Here is a 16,578-nt window from a genome sequence, read left to right on the forward strand (position 1 = left end):
GTTCCCGTGCCCCAGCACACATACCCGGTTGTCGAAACACCGGCGGGTACCGTACGCGGGCGCCGCGACGGATCCGGTGAGCTCTACCGTGCCATCCCCTACGCGGCGGCCCCGACAGGCCCGGCCCGCTTCGCTCCACCGGCGCCGCACCCGGGCTGGCGCGGTGTCCGCGACGGCACGCTGCCCTCGCCTACAGCCCCCCAGCCGGCCCGCGACTTCGGCCGCCTCGACATGACCCCCTACTTCGGGCCCGGCTGGATACGAGGCGAGGAGTACCTGACCGTCGACGTCCATACCCCTGCCGCCGACACCGGCAAACGCCCCGTCATGGTGTTCGTGCACGGCGGCGGGTTCGTCACCGGCTCGACTCGCGCCGCGCTCTACGACGGCAGCGCCTTCGCCCGCGACGACGTCGTCCTCGTGACCGTGAACTACCGCCTCGGCATCCCCGGTTTCCTCGACCTACAGGGCGCTGCGGCCAACCGCGGGCTGCTCGACCTGATCGCGGCACTCGGCTGGGTACGCGACACGGTCTCCGTATTCGGCGGTGACCCGGAAAATGTCACGATCTTCGGCCAGTCTGCGGGAGCCACACTCACCGGTGCGCTGCTTGCGACACCGGAGGCCAAAGGCCTGTTCCGGCGGGCGATCATCCAAAGTGGCAGCGGCACAGGTGCTTTCATCCCGGAACAGGCACAGCGAGTCACCGCCGCGGCGGCCGCCGCGCTGGGGGTCGAACCGACCGCCGAGGCGTTCGCCGCGATCCCGGACGAGCGCTTCCTGGAGATCCTGCCCGCACTCGGCGGCCTCGACCTTCGCACCGGCACCGCCACGGACCCGCTGGTCGGGCTCAGCCCGTTCAGCCTGGTCCTCCCGGTCCAGCCCGCCGACGGCCTCGCCGACGGCCCGGCCGCCGACGTCGACCTGCTCATCGGCACCAACACCGAAGAGGGGCACCTCTACCTCGTACCGCAAGGCAACCTGGAGCCCTCCACAGAGGCCGATGTCCTCGCTGTTGCCGCCCGCGCGTTCGCCGACCCGGAGACCGTGGTCGCCAGGCACCGCGCGGTACAGCCGGATGCGACACCGGGCGAGCTGCGCTCCGCAGTGCTCGGGGAAGCCCTGTTCGGGGCCGGTACGACGCGCATGGCGCAGGCTCACACGCGGATCTCGGGCGGCCGCACCCACGTCTACTCGTTCGGGTACCGTTCGACAGCCCTGAACGGGCGGCTCGGAGCCGCCCACACCGTCGAACTGCCTTTCGTGTTCGACATCGCCGACAAGCCGTGGCTGCACGGGGACACGGCCCTGCTCGGTCCCGGGCCCGCCCCGGCTGGCCTCGCGGCCCGGATGCACGACGCCTGGATCGCGTTCGCCAGAACCGGGGACCCGGGGTGGGCCACATACGACCCGCAACGACCGGTGGTGCAGATCCTCGGAGGCTGATCCTGCCGACCGGACCGAATGCTGGTGACGTAGCGGTATTGCGGCCGTGCGCTATTCGGCGTTCGAGCGCTCCCGGTGCCCGCCCTACTTCGGTGCCTGGAAGCCGCCGATCTTCTGCTCGAGCAGTTCGGCCAGCCGCAGCGGGGTGCGGTCCTCGAACATCGGACCGATGAGCTGCACTCCCACCGGCAGGCCCTCGGGTGATCGGCCCGCTGGGATGGCGGTGGCAGGCAGGCCGGGCATGGTGGCCATACCGGCCCAGACGAGCTGGTCGAAGTACGGGTACTCGACGCCGTCGATGTCGATGTGCCGGTCCTCTAGACCTCCGTTGTGGTCGTGCGGGTAGGCGGGAGTGGGCGTGATGGGGCACACCACGGCATCGAACTCGGCGAAGAGCTGTCGCCAGCCGTGGCGGTGGAGTTCGCGACGGTTGTTCGCCTCGACCCAGTCGCGGTGGCTGAGCACCATGCCGCGCAGCCGCGCCGCATCGAGACTCCAGTCGTCCGCGCTCAGGGCGGCGGCTTGGGTCTGCAGCTGTCGGTACACGTCGAGGGAAAGACCTGCGGCGGCGTTCGACAGCATCAGCTGCATATAAAGCGTCGCCGCTTCGGTCGGATCAGGCAGCAGCGGGCTGTGCCGTTCGACGCGGGCGCCCTCGTCGACGAGCGCCTCGGCGACCCGGTTCACGCCCGCCCGCACCGCCGATCCGGTCGGAATGAGCGGATGGTCCTCGATGATCAGGACACGGAAGCCGGCCAGCCGTTCGTGGCGCGCGGGCGGCGGTGCGACGTCGTAGGCGACGCCGTGGGTCAGCGGGTCCGGTCCGGCCATCACGTCGAGCAGAAGCGCGAGGTCACGGGCGGTACGCGCCATCGGACCGACAACAGCAAGGTCGAGATCGACCGGCAATGCCGGCGCGGGCGGCGCGACCATACCGCGGGATGCCATCAGGCCGAGTGTCGGCTTGTGCGCGTAGATGCCGCAGAAATGCGCGGGGGTGCGCAGCGATCCGGCGAGGTCGGAGCCGATGGACAGCGCGCCGAATCCGGACGCCAGGGCCGCCGCCGAACCGCCGGACGACCCACCTGACGTGCGGCCGTGATCCCACGGATTGTTGGTGGTGCCGTAGATCTCGTTGAAACTCTGGATATCTCGCAGCATCAACGGCACATTGGTCTTTCCGAGCAGCACCGCGCCGGCGGCATTCAGCCGCGACACCTGTACCGCGTCCTCGGTCGGTACGTAGTTCGCGTGCTGCGGCATGCCCCAGGTCGTGGGCAGCCCGGCGATGTTGTAGGACTCCTTGACCGTCACCGGAATGCCGAGCAGCGGCCGATCCTCGCCGCGGGCGCGCGCCTGGTCGGCGCGGCGCGCGGCGGCCCGCGCACGGTCGAAGGTCCGCACACAGATCGCGTTGATCACCTTGTCGTCCCGCTCGATACGGGCGATCGCTTCGTCGGTCAGCTCCACCGAGGTTACTTCACCGGCACGCAATGCGGCCGCGAGCTCTTCGGCCGACCGAAAATTCCACTCCATGAATTCGACGGTATCGGTCTGCCGCAGCGGACATAAAATGCCGCTTCGCGCAAACGGGAAAGTCGAACGGGTGACCTTCAGTCCAAATTAAGGCACTCGTTTCTGTCATATCCCAGGTCACGGTGTCGGCAGAGTCGACTCGATTGGCGCAGGCCATGAAATGCCGTTTCGTACAACCGGATAGATGTCACAATGGCTACCGTGTTCCCCTCCGGCCGCAGGCTGTGCGGCCGGACGCTGGTCATGGCGACGTGCGGCGAGATCGGTGCCGGCCCAGAAATTCAGGAGACGTGCCCACGGTGCAGGAGGACCACGTGCACGGCCGGAAAATGCAATTCATTCCCAAAATACTGGTGAAGTGCATGTATTCGAGTCCTGCGATATTCGGTGGTTTCTGCGCTGACCAGCGATCTTCACCAGGCGCGAGGGGTTCGCCGGCAGCGAAAGCCGCATTTCGAATTCCGGGCGCGGATTTCGGGGGAGATGGCTCCTGTGACGGGTCGGCCACGCCGGTGCCGCGGGCCTCGGGGGCCACCCACATCGAGATCAGTTGTGCGGCATTGTTTTCCGCGATTGCGTCGACGGTGCCGCAACATCACACTATCGATGATCTATCGAAATATCCTGTAGCACAGGACACTTCATCCTAGAGCGCTGGTGACGTAGCGGTATTGCGTCCGTGCGGTATTCGTCGGCATGCGACATGGAACGCCGCCAGCTGCGGAAGGTTGGTCACAGTCACGGTGTCGCCCGGGCCGCGAGCAGTGTGCGGTGCAGGGCGAGGGCCGCTTCAGAGGGCGGGTGGTTGCGGGAGGCGGCCACGGCGAGCCCGGTTGTCTGGGGCGGGGTGGCCAGATCGACCTGGGCGAGGCCGGGTCGTGCGGGAATGGCCTCTTCGGGGACGAACGCGAGCCCGACACGCTGCTGGACCATGGTCAGCGCGGTGGCGATATCCACCACTTCCAGGGCCACCGTGCGCTTGGTGCCCGCCTCGCTGAACACGCTGTCGACGATGGTGCGGTTGCCCCATCCTTCGGGGAAGTCGATGAAGCGGCGGTCGGCAAGGTCGGCACAAGTCACGCGGTGCGCGCGGGCAAGGGGATCGTCCGCGCGGCAGGCCAGGCCCAGGCGCAGGCGGGCGATTGGGTCGATGACCAGATCCGGGCCGAGGACCGCGGAACCGTGCAGGGGCACAGGCAGCAGCATGAGGTCGAACCTGCCCTCGCGCAGCGCGGTGGCGTGCCCGGCGAGGGGGCCGACGGAAAGACGCAGGCGCACAACGACATCGGGGTGCTCGGCCTGAAAGGTGCTCAGGGCAGCGATCAGGTCGAAGGAACCTGTCGACAGCTGGGTGCCCAGCGTGACGGTACCGCTGAGCCCGCCGGTGAGACGGCCGATGTCATCGCGAGCCCGTTGCGCTTCGGCGAGCAGATTCCGGGCCCGGGCCAGCAGCGTACGTCCCGCGGTGGTGAGTTCCAGCGTGCGGTGCGCGCGGGTGAACAGCGCCGTGCCGAACTCCTGTTCCAGCTTGGCCACGGCGGCCGATGCCGCGGACTGGACGATGTGCTCACGCTGGGCACCGCGCGTGAAACTGCGTTCCTCGGCGACCGCGACGAAGTACGCCAGTTGGCGAAGATCCATTCCTATCTCCATCTGCGATGACAGACAGCAGAAAGCATCATTGGACACGATACGCCGGCGACGGCCATTGTGGAGGGGTGAGAAGAGGCCCTCCTTTGCCCCACCCCGAAATGGACTACGAAAAGGATCACCGTCATGACCGTCACCGTCATCCAGATCGGATTGCATCCCGACGTCATCGACTACGCATCACCGGATTTCGTCGCGTTCGCCGGGCTGGCCAGGGAGAAGCTGCGCGAGGCCAACGACGACAATCTCGCACTGCTGCGGGAGGCCGGATACGAGGCGGACGGGTGTCAGATCGACTTCGGCGAGACCGCGCTGGACAAGATCCGCGGCATGCTGGCCGGCCGGGAGTACGACGCGGTGCTCATCGGCGCCGGTGTCCGGCTGGCCGCGCGCAACACGCCGCTGTTCGAGTCGATCGTGAATCTCGTGCACACCACGCTGCCCCGCGCGCGATTCATCTTCAACTACTCCGCCGAGGCCACACCGGACGACATCCGCCGTTACTTCCCGGACCCCGCCTCCAGCGTTGCTCAGGACGTGCCCGGCAACCTCGCGGCCGTCGCCGTGGTCAACCCCGGAAATGCCTTGCGCGCCTGCGCCGATGCCATCGCGACGGAGGCAGGCCATGACGTCCGTTGACCATGTCACCGATGTACTGGTGGTCGGCGGCGGGCCGACCGGCATGACCGTCGCGGGTGATCTGGCCCGGGCGGGACGCTCGGTCACCGTGCTGGAACGCTGGCCCAGCATCAATCCCGCCAGCCGGGCCTTCGTCACGATGGCCCGCACCCTGGAACTCCTCGACAGTCGCGGTTTGGCCGCGGACCTGCTCGCCGGGGCCGGTACCACCGACCGCATCGAGTTGTTCTCCGGCGCCACGGTGGATCTGTCCCATCTGCCCTCCCGCTACCGGTACGGGATGATCCTTCCGCAGACCGTCGTCGACCAGGCCCTGGAAAACTACGCCCGCGACCAGGGCGCGATCGTGGTGCGCGGCACGGAGGTCGTCGGCCTCGAGCAGGACACCGACGGGGTCACCGTCACGGCCCGGCCCAAGGGCGGTGGGGAACGGTCCACGTGGCGGGCGGCGTACGTGGTGGGAGCCGACGGCGCCCACAGCACAGTTCGCGATCTGCTCGGGGTCGAATTCCCCGGCAAGTCCGTGCTCAGCTCCGTGGTCTTGGCCGACGTCCTGCTCGGCGACGGGCCCTCGGGCACCGGGCTCACCCTGGGCAGCACCCGGAACGTCTTCGGGTTCCTCGCGCCCTACGGCCCGGCCCGGCCCGGGTGGTATCGATCGGTGACCTGGGATCGTCATCACCAACTGCCCGACAGCGCTCCCGTCGAGGAAGGCGAGGTCGTCCGCGTGCTCACCGAGGCCATGGGACGCGATGTCGGCGTCCGCGAGATCGGCTGGCATTCCCGGTTCCACTGCGACGAACGCCAAGTCCGCCGCTATCGCCACGGACGGGTCTTCCTCGCCGGGGACGCCGCCCACGTGCACTCACCCATGGGTGGGCAGGGCATGAACACCGGCATCCAGGACGCGGCCAACCTCGCCTGGAAGCTCGATCTCGTCCTCGGTGGGGCCGATCCGGCCATCCTCGATACCTATCACCGCGAGCGGCACCCCATCGGCCGCCGCGTCCTGCGGCAAAGCGGTGCGTTGATGCGTGCGGTCACGCTCGGCCCACCGCCCGCCCGCTGGCTGCGCAACCACCTCGCCCCGCTCGTGCTGAGCATCGGCCGGGTGCGCGACGCCGTCGCGGGCAGCTTTTCCGGTGTCACCCTGCGCTATTCGCGCCGACGCGGGCAGCACCCGCTGGTGGGCACCCGCGCCACGGAGGTGCCCCTGGCCGAGGGGCGGCTCACCGAACTGCAGCGCACGCCCGGCTTCCTGCTGATCCGCGAGCACGACGTCGCGCATCTGGGCACCACTGTGGCGCAGGCTCGCCGCATCGGTCCCGGACCCGCTCTGCTGGTCCGCCCCGACGGCTACATCGCCTGGGCCGGTCCCAGCAGCCGCGCCAATGGCCCTGACGGCTGGCAAACCGCCTGGCGCACTTGGACCGCGAGGATCAGTGGACCCGCGCCGGTGCCGTGATGGGCGTCGGCGCTTCAGAGGCCGAGTTTGGTTACGGCGTTGTCTTCCAACGGGTTTGCCGTGCGGATGTAGCCGTGCACGGTGCGGGGGTTGGACCAGCGGCCCTGGCGCATGATTTCGCGGTCGCTGGCGCCGCCGAGGGCGGCTTGGGTGGCGAAGCCCGCGCGTAAAGAGTGTCCGGAGAAGAGGTTCGGGTCGAGGCCCGCGCGGGCGGCGTAGCGTTTCACGAGTTCGGCGACGGCGCGACCCGACATCGGGCGGTCGCCGATGCCGCCGTGGCGGGTGATGGTGGGAAACAGCGGAAGGTCGGGGTGTTCGGCGAGGGGAGTGCCGGTGAAGCCGTGGCAGCGGTGGATTTCGTTGTCCGAACGGAGGGTGGCGCAGTGGTCGCGGAGCGCGAGAGGACCTGCGGCCGTGTGGAGTTCGAGCAGCCGAAGCCAGGCGGCGTAGGCGCAGACGGGGCAGGTGTGGGGGCGTTGTCCGCGCGGTAGCGCGACCCGTTGTTCGGCGGCGCCGGTGGGATCGGTTTTGCTGGTCGGCAGGTGCACGAGCAGGATCGGTTCGCCGGTGGCGTGATCCGTGCTCACCCGGATGTCGGCGACCCGCAAACCCGCGAGTTCGCTGCGGCGCAACGCGCCCGCGAAACCGATCAGCAAGGCGAGGGCGTCGCGGCGGCGGGCGGGTTCGGTCGGCCAGCCCGGCTCGGGCAGCCCGGCGAGCAGCTGATCGAGGGTGTGCAGCAGGATGGGACGCTTCCGGGCGGGCGGGGTGCGGCGGGTGCGCCGGATTCCGCGCAAGGTCAGGCGGACCACGTCGGAGCGGGTGGGGGAGGGCAGCCCGTTGGCGGCGTGCACGGCGGCGATCGCGGCCGACTTGCGCTCCAAGGTGGCGGGGCCGAACGCCCACTCGCCCTCCGGGCGTCGCGCGTCGGCGGCGGCCGCCAGATACACCGCGACATCGAGCGCGTCGGCCGGAAGTGCTTGCCGCCCTTCGGCCGCGCACCACCCCGCCCACGCGATCCAGTCGGTGCGATAGGCGCGCAGCGTGTTCGCCGACTGCGACGCCTCCAGGTACCGGCGCAGCGAACCCGCTTGGACGTCGTCGAATCGTTCGCGCACCAGATGCAAGGCTGCGGCGTCGACGAGCACGCTGCGCACGCCACGCCGCAACTCGGTGCGCACCGCCTCCGGCACGGCCACGATGCTGTCCCGCTCACCCACTACCCGGCTCCTCACTGCCCGTGCCGAACAGAGTGGCGCGGACCGAATTCCATCGGCCCAGACTATGCGCCGACTCCGAGCCGGGCGCGCACCTGGACGGTCGTTGTTGCGGTCGTCGTACCGGGTGTGCAGTGGCGGCAGGTCAGAGGCCTCGATGAGGCGAAGCGGCGGGCGCGGGGCTGACATCGCGTTGTCGAAGGCCGGGAATTTCGTCGTGCACGGCAAGGTTCGGCCACGACGTTGCCCATCCACGTCGGCGGGTCGAGCCGGGCGGCCGCCGAGTGGGCCTGCGTGGCGACGGATATTTCGCAGGCGGTGCACTGGTCCCGCAGGAACGCAAGATCCAATGGGAACTGGCGCGCGCGACGGCCGAGGAAGCCGGGCGGGATCCGGATGCGCTCGAATACACCCGCTGGAGCGGCATCGATATGACCGACGAACGGCTCGCCGCCTTCCCCGCGCAGGGCGTCACCCGTGTCGTGGTGATCGCCACCGCCTCGGACCCGAGCGAGCAACTCGACGAACTGTCGCAATTCGCTGAACGATTCGTTCGGGTGTGACCTTCCGCTGGCGAATCCGACTGCGGAACCTCGACATTCACGCGCCCGTCGCGACACTCACTGGCGGTAGGTGGCCAGGAAGCGGCCGATGCGTTCGATGATCGCTTCGAGTTCGTCGGCGTGCGGGAGGGTGACGATGCGGAAATGGTCGGGGCGCGACCAGTTGAAGCCGGTGCCCTGCACGATGTGCAGTTTCTCCTGCAGCAGCAGATCCAGCACGAAACGTTCGTCGTCGTGGATCGGGTACATGTCGAGGTCGATGCGCGGGAAGGCGTAGATCGCGCCCTTGGGTTTGACGCACGAGACGCCGGGGATCGCGTTGAGCGCTTCCCAGGCGCGGTCGCGTTGCTCGCGCAGCCTGCCGCCGGGCAAGGTGAGGTCGTGAATGCTCTGATGCCCGCCGAGGGCGGCCTGAATCGCTTGCTGCGCAGGCACATTCGCGCACAGACGCAGACCGGCGAGCATCGTGAGGCCCTCCAGGTAGTTCTCCGCGTGGTCGGTGGGGCCCGACACCACCAACCAGCCGGACCGGAACCCGGCGGCCCGGTACGCCTTGGACAGTCCGGAGAAGGTCAGGCACAGCAGATCGGGGGCGAGCGCGGCGGTCGCGGTGTGGGTGAGGTCGTCGTAGTGGATCTTGTCGTAGATCTCGTCGGAGAACACCACCAGGTTGTGGCGGCGGGCGACTTCGAGGATCTGGCGTAGCACCTCCGGCGGGTATACCGCGCCGGTCGGGTTGTTCGGGTTGATGATCACGATCGCGCGGGTGCGGTCGGTGATTTTGGCGGCGATATCGTCCACGTCGGGGTACCAGTCGGAAGACTCGTCGCACACGTAGTGCACCGGCCTGCCGCCGTTGAGCGTGGTCACCGCGGTCCACAGCGGGAAGTCGGGCGCCGGAACGAGCACCTCGTCGCCGTTCTCCAGCAACGCCGTCATCGCCATCATGATCAGCTCGGAGACACCGTTGCCGAGGAACACCTCCTCGACGTCGACCTCGTCGAGACCGAGGGTTTGGTAGTACTGCACCACCGCGCGCCGCGCCGAGAGCAGGCCTTTCGACGAGGAGTAGCCGCTCGAGGCGGGCAGTGTGCGGATGATGTCCTGCAGGAGCTCCGCCGGTGCTTCGAAACCGAACGGCAGCGGGTTGCCGGTGTTCAGTTTCACGACGTGGTGGCCTTCGGCTTCCAGCCGCGCGGCGTGCTCGGCCACCGGGCCGCGGATCTCGTACGACACGCCCGCGAGCTTGCTCGACTGCTTGACCTGCATGAACATCCCTTCTCAGTGCGGTTGCCGCACACTCTACTTGGTTTTTCCAAGTATGCACTTGGATTTTCCAAGCGATTGGTTACAGTGGGATCGTGCCACGCCGAAGCTATGACCACTTCTGCACCGTCAGCCGCGCACTCGATGTCGTGGGTGACCGGTGGACTCTGCTGGTGGTCCGCGAACTGTCGTCAGGTCCCCGCCGCTACAGCGATCTGTTCGCGGACCTGCCCGGCATCAGCACCGACGTGCTGGCCGCCCGGCTCAAGGATCTGGAGCGCGACGGCATCCTCACCCGCCGCCGCGTAGGTCCCCGCGCGGCGACCGCGGTCTACGAACTCACCGAGGCGGGCCTCGGTCTGCGACCGGTGCTCGCCGCGCTGTCGGCTTGGGGCGCACCGCTACTGGGGGAACGCGGCGCCACCGACGCCGTCCGTGCGCACTGGTTCGCCCTGCCGCTGGGCCACGCGGTCGCCGAGCTGATCCCCGAGGGAGTCGTCACCGTCCACATCGGCGAGACCACCTTCCACTACCTCGTGACCGCCACCGGCATCAGCCACCACGACGGTCCCGCCGAAGCCTCTGACCTCGAACTCCACCTCGACCTGGCAGGCGCCACCGAGGTGGTGATGGGTACGCGTTCCCTGACCGAGGCGGCGACCCGGCAGTTGGCGAGCCGGACCGAATAACGGGCACGATGTTCACCCGGATCGGGTGAGGTGTCGGCGACGCTCAGGAGTGATCGTCGAGGCATGGCGAGCGACTTGATGGACATCGTGCGTGGATTCACACCCGCTCATGCCGACCTGGCGCGCTCCGCGGGCATACCCGCACTGCTGGCCGACGAGGACTATGTCGAGGCGTTGGCGCGCGTCGTCTACTACTGGGCCTATCCCGGCGTCGACACCTTCGGCCGCACCAGCATGTGGGAGCTCATGGACGGCAAAGCCGGACTACAGCTGGGCATCCTGCCCGGCGCGCCGAAGAACTTCACCGGTGGGCTCGCCGACTACCTGAGCCCGGCCCAGCGCTGGGTGGTCTCCCCGAACAACGACACCATCTACGGCGCAGGGTTCGCCGATCTCACCGAAGACGCGGCGGTGATCCAAACCCCCACCGATGTTGCGGCCGGGCACTATTGGACGATCCAGATCGTCGACGTCCTCACCAACGTCGTGCACCAACTCGGCTCGGCCTCGGGTACCCCGGGCGGCAAGTTCCTGCTCGTCGGACCCGGCTGGTCGGGGAACGTGCCCAAGGAGTTCCGCGGGCTGCTGCGTGTGCCGACCAATGTCGCCGGAGTGTTCCCGCGCAGCTACGCCGCCCATTCGGAGGAATCCCAGCGACAGGCCCGCGTGGTCCTGGATCAGATCGGCATGTACCCGTTGGCCGAGAACCGGCCTGGCCAGCGATCGTTCGGATACGAAGACGCCGCCAAGACCGCGATCTTCCCGCCGGGGATCACGGCGGAGATGCTCGCCGCCGATCCCGACGCAGGCCGACCTCAGTGGGTGAAACCGGAATCGTTCTGGTCCGACCTCGGCAGGATGCTCGACTTCAATCCGCGCATGAGCGATGCCGACATCCCCATGGCCGACCAAGCGCGCGCTCTCGTCGCGCTGCACCGTTCCGACGCCGCCTACCGCGCCCTCCTCGACCACGCCGCGCTACGTGCCGACGTCGCCCTCCATCAAGCGGCCACCTACACCCAGGTCGGGCAGGACGCCGGAAACGGCTGGCAACGCCAACCCGGTGCGGGCCGGTGGCGCAGCGACTGGTTCGGTCGCGCCTTGGCCGCCGTGATCTACATCTACGTCAACGACTTTCACGAAGCGGTCTACCTCATCCGCGGCACCGACAGCGACGGCTCCCTGCTGAACGGGCGTGAGCACTACACGATGACCTTCGCCCGCAACGACTTACCTCCGGTCGACCGAAGCCGTGGCGGATTCTGGTCGCTGACCATGTACGACAAGGACGCCTTCATGCTCGCCGATTCCCCCAGTGGCCGGGTCAACATCGGCACCGTCGACCTCGACGCCGGCGATCTCGAAATCCACGACGGCACACTCACCCTGTACCTCTCGCACGACGAACCCGACGATCCCGCCGCGCGCGCGAACTGGCTACCTGCCCCCGACGGCCAGTTCTGCCTCATCATCCGCGCCTACGTCCCCACCTCCGCCATCCTGGACAACACCTACCAGTTCCCCGACGTCATCCGCTCTATGCAGTGATGGATGTTGGTCGGCCGGAACGGAATCGGAGCTCGTCACCGGGTGAGTCGGTGTCAATCGGCGCTGAGCGTCGACACACCTGCCTGCCCGTACGGTCAAAGGTGTTTGCGCCCAGTATCACTCGCATAGTCGAGTGCGATGAGAAGCATTCGATGAGTGCTGATGCGCTGGTCGAGTTGGATATCGACGACTTTCCGTCACGGCGAATCGCCGGACCGGCACTCACACGCCTGGACCACCGCCACCGGGGCCGTAGTGCCCGCCGCCCGCCGGACCGCCGCCACCAGGACCACCCGGCCTCGGCTGGTGCGGGCCACCGTAACCTGGCGCTCCGCCCGGCCCGCCCGGTACACCACGGTTGGACCGGCGGGTCACCAGCACGACGATCAGCGGGATACCGATCACCACCAGCGCGATCACCCCGATGACGGCCAACCAGGTCAAGTACCGGACGAGCATCAGGTACTTTTCCGACTCGGGCGGCGGCTCGGGAGTGGGGTTGCCGACTTGCGCCAGAACGTCGAAAGCGGTGGCGAGAATCATTGTGGTGCTGCCGATCTGCTCTGCGGGTACAAGAGTCTTCGACGGATCGTATCGGTGTCGGGAGCGTCGTGAATGCCCTTCGGCGATCGACTCCGAGCCCACCCCCGCTTGAAGCAGTTTCGGTTTGCGCCGTGAGGCGCTGGCTCGATGGAGTGGGTGTCCTATACGGTGGGTGCGTGATGTTCTCTCGTGGAAAGGGCGCCCCGCGCCCCTGCCGGTGATCCCCGGTGAGTGGCTGGTTTCCGGCGACGCCGATGACCAGACCACCCTCAGTGCACTCGAATTGGCCCTTCTTCCTGCATTTCCCGCAGACTTGGCCGCGAACGTCTGTGCCGTCGCGCGGGTCCTGCCACCGGAACGGATGCCGCTCCCGCTCGACCAGCAGACCTATGGCACGTAGACGGCCGAGCCAGGTGCGCGCGAGCCTTCCGCGCGGATCCCGCTCGGGCAAGGGCAGGAAGGTAGCTCCCGGGATCTCGGCCCGCACACAGCGCGAGATCGCCGTGCTCGAGAACCTACGCCTCTGGCCGGGAGCTATCGCCGAGGCAATGACGCGTTGGGTCAACACTGTTCACGGTCCAGCGCGCAGGCTGAGGGATCCGGAGGTGCGGGGTTGCGGAATAGAACAGTGCTGCCCCTTCGACGCCCATCCGAGAAAGCTGCTCGAGGAGGCCCTGCGCGGGATGCCGCAGAGCGCGTCGCGGGAACTCGAACGACGGGTGCAGCCGCTCGACGAGCTCTACTACTCTCGAACGATCGCGGACCCCGATGCCGATCCGTCCGAACCGTGGTGGTTGCGGGGATGTTGAGTCCTGGCGAAGGAGATGCCGCGTAAGCGCCCCTCGGCTCTTCGGCTCGGCGTCGCATCGTGCCTGCGGTGTGGTTCTCGAACGGACTACAGCGACCGATACGACGCGGCGCTGTGCGCGGCGTGCGACCAGTGGCGGGAAAGCGCCTGTGCTGACCCAGGCTGTGCCTATTGCCGACAACGGCCTGAACGACCAAGCCTGGCACGAGAATTCGCGCCCACTGATCGTGCTCTGCGTCGGGCGGCACGGTTGGCTGGTCGGCAGGTGGCCGTCGATCCATCGCGGTGATCACGTACGGATCCACTCGGACCGCGACGCGTAAAGAAGCGGCGACGTCAGCCTGGGCGCCTGGCCACGACGGCGAAGTTCAGGGGGATCCGAGGAGCCGCGGAGGGAAGCGCCCATCCTTGTGGACAGGGTACGAGATCGGGGAAGGCACGCCAATCCATGTAGGGCAGCTCGCTGAACGCTTCGATCCGGAGCCCGGCTTGCAACAGCGCACCAACGACTTCGCTCAAGGCGTGGCGCCACTCGTAAACTACGACGTGTTCGATCTGCCCGGCCGAATTCTCGGTGTAACTACCTGAATCGTCGTAGGCGCGGCTGCCACCGTCACCGAGGTAGTCGTCGGTGATCTCCCAGGGCTCGAAGGCCATTGCGCCCAGAATCGGATGGTCGTCACGGATCAGGAACACTCCGCCCGGTTCGAGCAGGTCATGGATCGATTGGGCCCAAGAGGTGAGTTCGGGCAACCACACGATGGTTCCGGCGCTGGTGACAATGATGTCGAAGCGACGGTCGATCAGCGCCGAGGCGAACCGTGCATCGCCTTCGACCCACGTGATGTCGCGGTCGTCGGCCCGTGCGAACTGGGCGGCGTGCCGCAAGGAGTTGGGTGATAGGTCGAGTCCGTGGACATCGACTGCGCCGAGCCGTGCCCAGGAGATGGTGTCCGTGCCGATATGGCACTGAAGGTGCAGCAGCGACCGTTCCTGGACGCCGGATTCCGGCAGGTGAGCAGCCAACACCGCCAGGTCGTTCCGTACAACCGAGGAGATGCTGGTGGGAGCGGCCAGGAAGCCGTCGACGTCGTACATCTGCGAGCGGGCGTGGATCTCGGCTCGGTCGTCCCAATTCGCCCGGTTGGCGGCAATGGCTCCGGCGTCATACATCGACAGTCCTTTTCGTCAGGGTCGGGTCCGCGGACGGGAGCTTTTCTATCACGCCTGTGATACAAGGGCGTACGGGTTTTCTAGACTGTCTCGGTGCCTGTCATGGTTGATGCTGACGAGAGGCGGCGTCGGATCGTCGATGCCGCCCTGCGGCTGGTCGTCATCGGAGGTCTTGCCGCGGCGACCTTCCGGAAGGTCGCCGCGGAGGCCGGCCTGAATGTCGGATCGGTGCGCCATTACTTCGCCGACCACGAGTCGCTGGGCGTCGCCGTGGTAACCGAAGTGGGAGACCGCATGGGGCGGCGCCTCACCCGCCACCCCGCACCTGGGGAGGGCGACCGCGAGGCGGCGAAACGTCACCTGCTCGCGGTGGTCGAAGAGCTGGTTCCCTTGGACGATGAGAGGCATCGAGAAGCGATCGTTCTCATGGAGGTCATCGCCGCGTCCCGGATAACGCCTGCATTCGAACCCGTCGTCCGGCAGATGGCATCGGATCTGCACCAGGTACTCACCGAAGGGCTGGCCGCGGCGGGGGTGGCCGACCCCGCCCAGGAAGCCATTCACTTGGCCGCCCTCATTTCCGGCTTGTCGCTGGATGCCGTTACCCCGCATGGAGCGATCGATCGGACAACGATTCGTGCCGTCCTCGACCAGCACATCGCTGATGTGTAGCCCGACGGTATTCAAGGTGAGCGGGTCGGTGGTCCTCAGCGGTTGTGATTGCGGGGTGCGTAGCGGTTCCCGGTGCCGCCAGCCTGGGCGAGGTGTCGCGGCCTTGTTCGCCTCCGTCACAGACTATTTCGGCGGAGGCGATGGCCTGCTGCGTTGTCGTTGCTACGTCGATCGGAGCTTCGTCGTGGTTCTGGCCAAGAGTTCCGACAACTCGGTGTAGTCGACGGCTTGGCCTTCGGCGAAGGTGACGGCTTTGCGTTCACCGTTGCCGAGAGACCGTAGGAACCCCTTGACCTCGGGAATGTCCGTGGCGTTGAACACCATGAACGACACCTTGCCCTTCGAGACGGAGATGACCGCGGCGTAGTCGCCGTCGAGCAGGTAGTGGGGCTTGCCGTAAAGCAGGCGTTCCTCGACGCCGGGAAGCGTGTCGTGGATCATCTGGCGCAGCTTCTCGCACAACCCGGCTTGCCACGAGGGCTGTCCGGCGATGTAGTCGGTGACCTTGTTGTCCATGGTGTCATTCCTTTGTTCGATGCGGGATAGGTCGGGCCCAGCAGCTGTGCGTCAGTCCCCGACGGCCCCGCAGGAGATGTTGACCTGGGTCGAGGTCAGCGTGCGTCCACGGTCGGAGGCGACGAAGGCGGCGACGTTCCCGACGTCGGCGAGTGCGGCCGCACGTCCGAGAAGCATTGCGTCGTGCAGGCTTTGGCGGACAGCCGCCATTTCCGGGATGTCGGGGAAGGATTCGGGGATGCCGCCGGTCAACAGCGTCACCACCCGGACACCGTGCGGGCCGAGCTCGCAGGCCCACTGTCGCCGGAGTGCTTCGACGGTGTCGAATCCGATCTGGACATTGCCGAGTCCGGGGGATTTGTTGACGCGGTCGGATCCGCCGAAGAACAGGATGACGCCGGATTTCTGGTCGATCATGTGGCCGGCGGCGGCCTTCGTGGTCAGCAGCTGGGAGGTGACGAGCCGCGACATCGATTCGGCGAAGTCGGGGACGGAGATCTCGATGAGCGGCTGGAAGATCGCCGTCTGGGAGATCACGTTGACCGAGATGTCCAGGCTGCCGGTCTTTTCCACCACGGCATCGGCGTGATCGGCGACCGCGGTCGCGTCGAACACATCGACTACGGCGGTTTCGGCGCGACCTCCGCCGGCCCGGATCTTGTCGGCGACGGCGTCGAGCGTGGCGGCGGTGCGGCCGACGAGGAAGCAGTTCGCTCCTTCGGCGGCGAAGCCTTCGGCCATCGCGGAGCCGATGGAGCCTCCGGCGCCGTAGATTACTGCGGTCTTGTCTTCGAGCAACATGTTTCTCTCCTGTTGGTCAGCCCTGTAGGAGTGAAGTTATTGCGAC

16 protein-coding genes are annotated in these 16,578 nt (G+C 67.5%); 8 read left to right on the forward strand and 8 right to left on the reverse strand.

Annotated features, from left to right (window positions below; translation table 11 throughout):
- The first annotated feature begins 6 nt into the window (after window positions 1-6).
- Window positions 7-1,446, forward strand: a complete 1,440-nt coding sequence (locus NL1_RS14390; RefSeq protein WP_067839342.1) for a carboxylesterase/lipase family protein — start codon at window positions 7-9, stop codon at window positions 1,444-1,446.
- 84 nt (window positions 1,447-1,530) lie between these two features.
- On the opposite strand, the gene NL1_RS14395 is transcribed toward NL1_RS14390, so the two are convergent.
- Window positions 1,531-2,982 carry an amidase gene (locus NL1_RS14395; protein ID WP_067839345.1) on the reverse strand — a complete coding sequence of 484 codons (1,452 nt, stop codon included), beginning with the start codon at window positions 2,980-2,982 and terminating at the stop codon, window positions 1,531-1,533.
- 738 nt (window positions 2,983-3,720) lie between these two features.
- Window positions 3,721-4,623 (reverse strand): LysR family transcriptional regulator, encoded by a 903-nt coding sequence (locus tag NL1_RS14400; protein WP_162272730.1) that lies wholly within the window; start codon window positions 4,621-4,623, stop codon window positions 3,721-3,723.
- A gap of 135 nt (window positions 4,624-4,758) precedes the next feature.
- On the opposite strand from NL1_RS14400, the gene NL1_RS14405 reads away from it, so the two are divergent.
- Together NL1_RS14405 and NL1_RS14410 are read left to right on the forward strand one after the other, a co-directional pair.
- Window positions 4,759-5,271: a hypothetical protein gene (locus tag NL1_RS14405; RefSeq protein ID WP_067839351.1), complete on the forward strand. Its 513-nt coding sequence runs from the start codon at window positions 4,759-4,761 to the stop codon at window positions 5,269-5,271.
- Window positions 5,258-6,736: an FAD-dependent oxidoreductase gene (locus NL1_RS14410; RefSeq protein WP_067839354.1), complete on the forward strand. Its 1,479-nt coding sequence runs from the start codon at window positions 5,258-5,260 to the stop codon at window positions 6,734-6,736. The genes NL1_RS14405 and NL1_RS14410 overlap by 14 nt, the downstream gene beginning before the upstream one ends.
- 14 nt (window positions 6,737-6,750) lie before the next feature.
- Here the strand turns inward: NL1_RS14410 and NL1_RS14415 are convergent, their stop codons facing one another.
- Window positions 6,751-7,956 (reverse strand): site-specific integrase, encoded by a 1,206-nt coding sequence (locus NL1_RS14415; protein ID WP_067839357.1) that lies wholly within the window; start codon window positions 7,954-7,956, stop codon window positions 6,751-6,753.
- Between the two features lie 281 nt (window positions 7,957-8,237).
- Here NL1_RS14415 and NL1_RS14420 point away from each other — a divergent pair, with 281 nt between their 5' ends.
- Window positions 8,238-8,516: a hypothetical protein gene (locus NL1_RS14420; protein ID WP_067839360.1), complete on the forward strand. Its 279-nt coding sequence runs from the start codon at window positions 8,238-8,240 to the stop codon at window positions 8,514-8,516.
- A 57-nt stretch (window positions 8,517-8,573) separates the two neighbouring features.
- On the opposite strand, the gene NL1_RS14425 is transcribed toward NL1_RS14420, so the two are convergent.
- On the reverse strand, window positions 8,574-9,785 hold the full coding sequence (locus tag NL1_RS14425) for a pyridoxal phosphate-dependent aminotransferase (RefSeq protein WP_067839536.1): 1,212 nt from the start codon (window positions 9,783-9,785) through the stop codon (window positions 8,574-8,576).
- A gap of 92 nt (window positions 9,786-9,877) precedes the next feature.
- Between NL1_RS14425 and NL1_RS14430 the strand changes: the two genes are divergently transcribed.
- A complete protein-coding gene (locus tag NL1_RS14430; RefSeq protein WP_067839363.1) occupies window positions 9,878-10,471 on the forward strand; it encodes a winged helix-turn-helix transcriptional regulator in 594 nt (197 codons plus the stop codon).
- Between the two features lie 63 nt (window positions 10,472-10,534).
- Window positions 10,535-12,019 (forward strand): DUF1254 domain-containing protein, encoded by a 1,485-nt coding sequence (locus NL1_RS14435; protein ID WP_067839366.1) that lies wholly within the window; start codon window positions 10,535-10,537, stop codon window positions 12,017-12,019.
- A 222-nt stretch (window positions 12,020-12,241) separates the two neighbouring features.
- Here the strand turns inward: NL1_RS14435 and NL1_RS37530 are convergent, their stop codons facing one another.
- Window positions 12,242-12,562 carry a hypothetical protein gene (locus tag NL1_RS37530; RefSeq protein ID WP_067839369.1) on the reverse strand — a complete coding sequence of 107 codons (321 nt, stop codon included), beginning with the start codon at window positions 12,560-12,562 and terminating at the stop codon, window positions 12,242-12,244.
- Between the two features lie 172 nt (window positions 12,563-12,734).
- On the opposite strand from NL1_RS37530, the gene NL1_RS37535 reads away from it, so the two are divergent.
- Window positions 12,735-12,962: a hypothetical protein gene (locus tag NL1_RS37535; protein WP_067839371.1), complete on the forward strand. Its 228-nt coding sequence runs from the start codon at window positions 12,735-12,737 to the stop codon at window positions 12,960-12,962.
- Between the two features lie 744 nt (window positions 12,963-13,706).
- Here NL1_RS37535 and NL1_RS14450 read toward each other — a convergent pair.
- Window positions 13,707-14,543 carry a class I SAM-dependent methyltransferase gene (locus NL1_RS14450; RefSeq protein WP_156094847.1) on the reverse strand — a complete coding sequence of 279 codons (837 nt, stop codon included), beginning with the start codon at window positions 14,541-14,543 and terminating at the stop codon, window positions 13,707-13,709.
- 102 nt (window positions 14,544-14,645) lie between these two features.
- Here NL1_RS14450 and NL1_RS14455 point away from each other — a divergent pair, with 102 nt between their 5' ends.
- Complete coding sequence (locus NL1_RS14455; protein WP_245673273.1) at window positions 14,646-15,215, forward strand: TetR/AcrR family transcriptional regulator; 570 nt, start codon at window positions 14,646-14,648, stop codon at window positions 15,213-15,215.
- Window positions 15,216-15,377: 162 nt separating this feature from the next.
- Here the strand turns inward: NL1_RS14455 and NL1_RS14460 are convergent, their stop codons facing one another.
- Window positions 15,378-15,731, reverse strand: coding sequence for a DUF1801 domain-containing protein (locus NL1_RS14460; protein ID WP_067839379.1), 354 nt, complete (start codon window positions 15,729-15,731; stop codon window positions 15,378-15,380).
- A 51-nt stretch (window positions 15,732-15,782) separates the two neighbouring features.
- The gene (locus tag NL1_RS14465) at window positions 15,783-16,532 is read right to left on the reverse strand and encodes an SDR family NAD(P)-dependent oxidoreductase (RefSeq protein WP_067839382.1); all 750 of its coding nucleotides are present in this window, start codon (window positions 16,530-16,532) and stop codon (window positions 15,783-15,785) included.
- Between the last annotated feature and the right edge of the window lie 46 nt (window positions 16,533-16,578).

The sequence above is a fragment of the Nocardia lijiangensis NBRC 108240 genome, from assembly GCF_001613045.1.
In the GTDB taxonomy this organism is placed as follows: Bacteria; Actinomycetota; Actinomycetes; order Mycobacteriales; family Mycobacteriaceae; genus Nocardia; species Nocardia lijiangensis.

Coding starts and splice junctions, on each gene's coding strand:
- NL1_RS14395 (WP_067839345.1), bottom strand. CDS start 2,982: ATGGAGTGGAATTTTCGGTCGGCCGAAGAGCTCGCGGCCGCATTGCGT.
- NL1_RS14400 (WP_162272730.1), bottom strand. CDS start 4,623: ATGGATCTTCGCCAACTGGCGTACTTCGTCGCGGTCGCCGAGGAACGC.
- NL1_RS14405 (WP_067839351.1), top strand. CDS start 4,759: ATGACCGTCACCGTCATCCAGATCGGATTGCATCCCGACGTCATCGAC.
- NL1_RS14410 (WP_067839354.1), top strand. CDS start 5,258: ATGACGTCCGTTGACCATGTCACCGATGTACTGGTGGTCGGCGGCGGG.
- NL1_RS14425 (WP_067839536.1), bottom strand. CDS start 9,785: ATGCAGGTCAAGCAGTCGAGCAAGCTCGCGGGCGTGTCGTACGAGATC.
- NL1_RS14435 (WP_067839366.1), top strand. CDS start 10,535: ATGGCGAGCGACTTGATGGACATCGTGCGTGGATTCACACCCGCTCAT.
- NL1_RS37530 (WP_067839369.1), bottom strand. CDS start 12,562: ATGATTCTCGCCACCGCTTTCGACGTTCTGGCGCAAGTCGGCAACCCC.
- NL1_RS14450 (WP_156094847.1), bottom strand. CDS start 14,543: ATGTATGACGCCGGAGCCATTGCCGCCAACCGGGCGAATTGGGACGAC.
- NL1_RS14455 (WP_245673273.1), top strand. CDS start 14,646: ATGGTTGATGCTGACGAGAGGCGGCGTCGGATCGTCGATGCCGCCCTG.
- NL1_RS14460 (WP_067839379.1), bottom strand. CDS start 15,731: ATGGACAACAAGGTCACCGACTACATCGCCGGACAGCCCTCGTGGCAA.
- NL1_RS14465 (WP_067839382.1), bottom strand. CDS start 16,532: ATGTTGCTCGAAGACAAGACCGCAGTAATCTACGGCGCCGGAGGCTCC.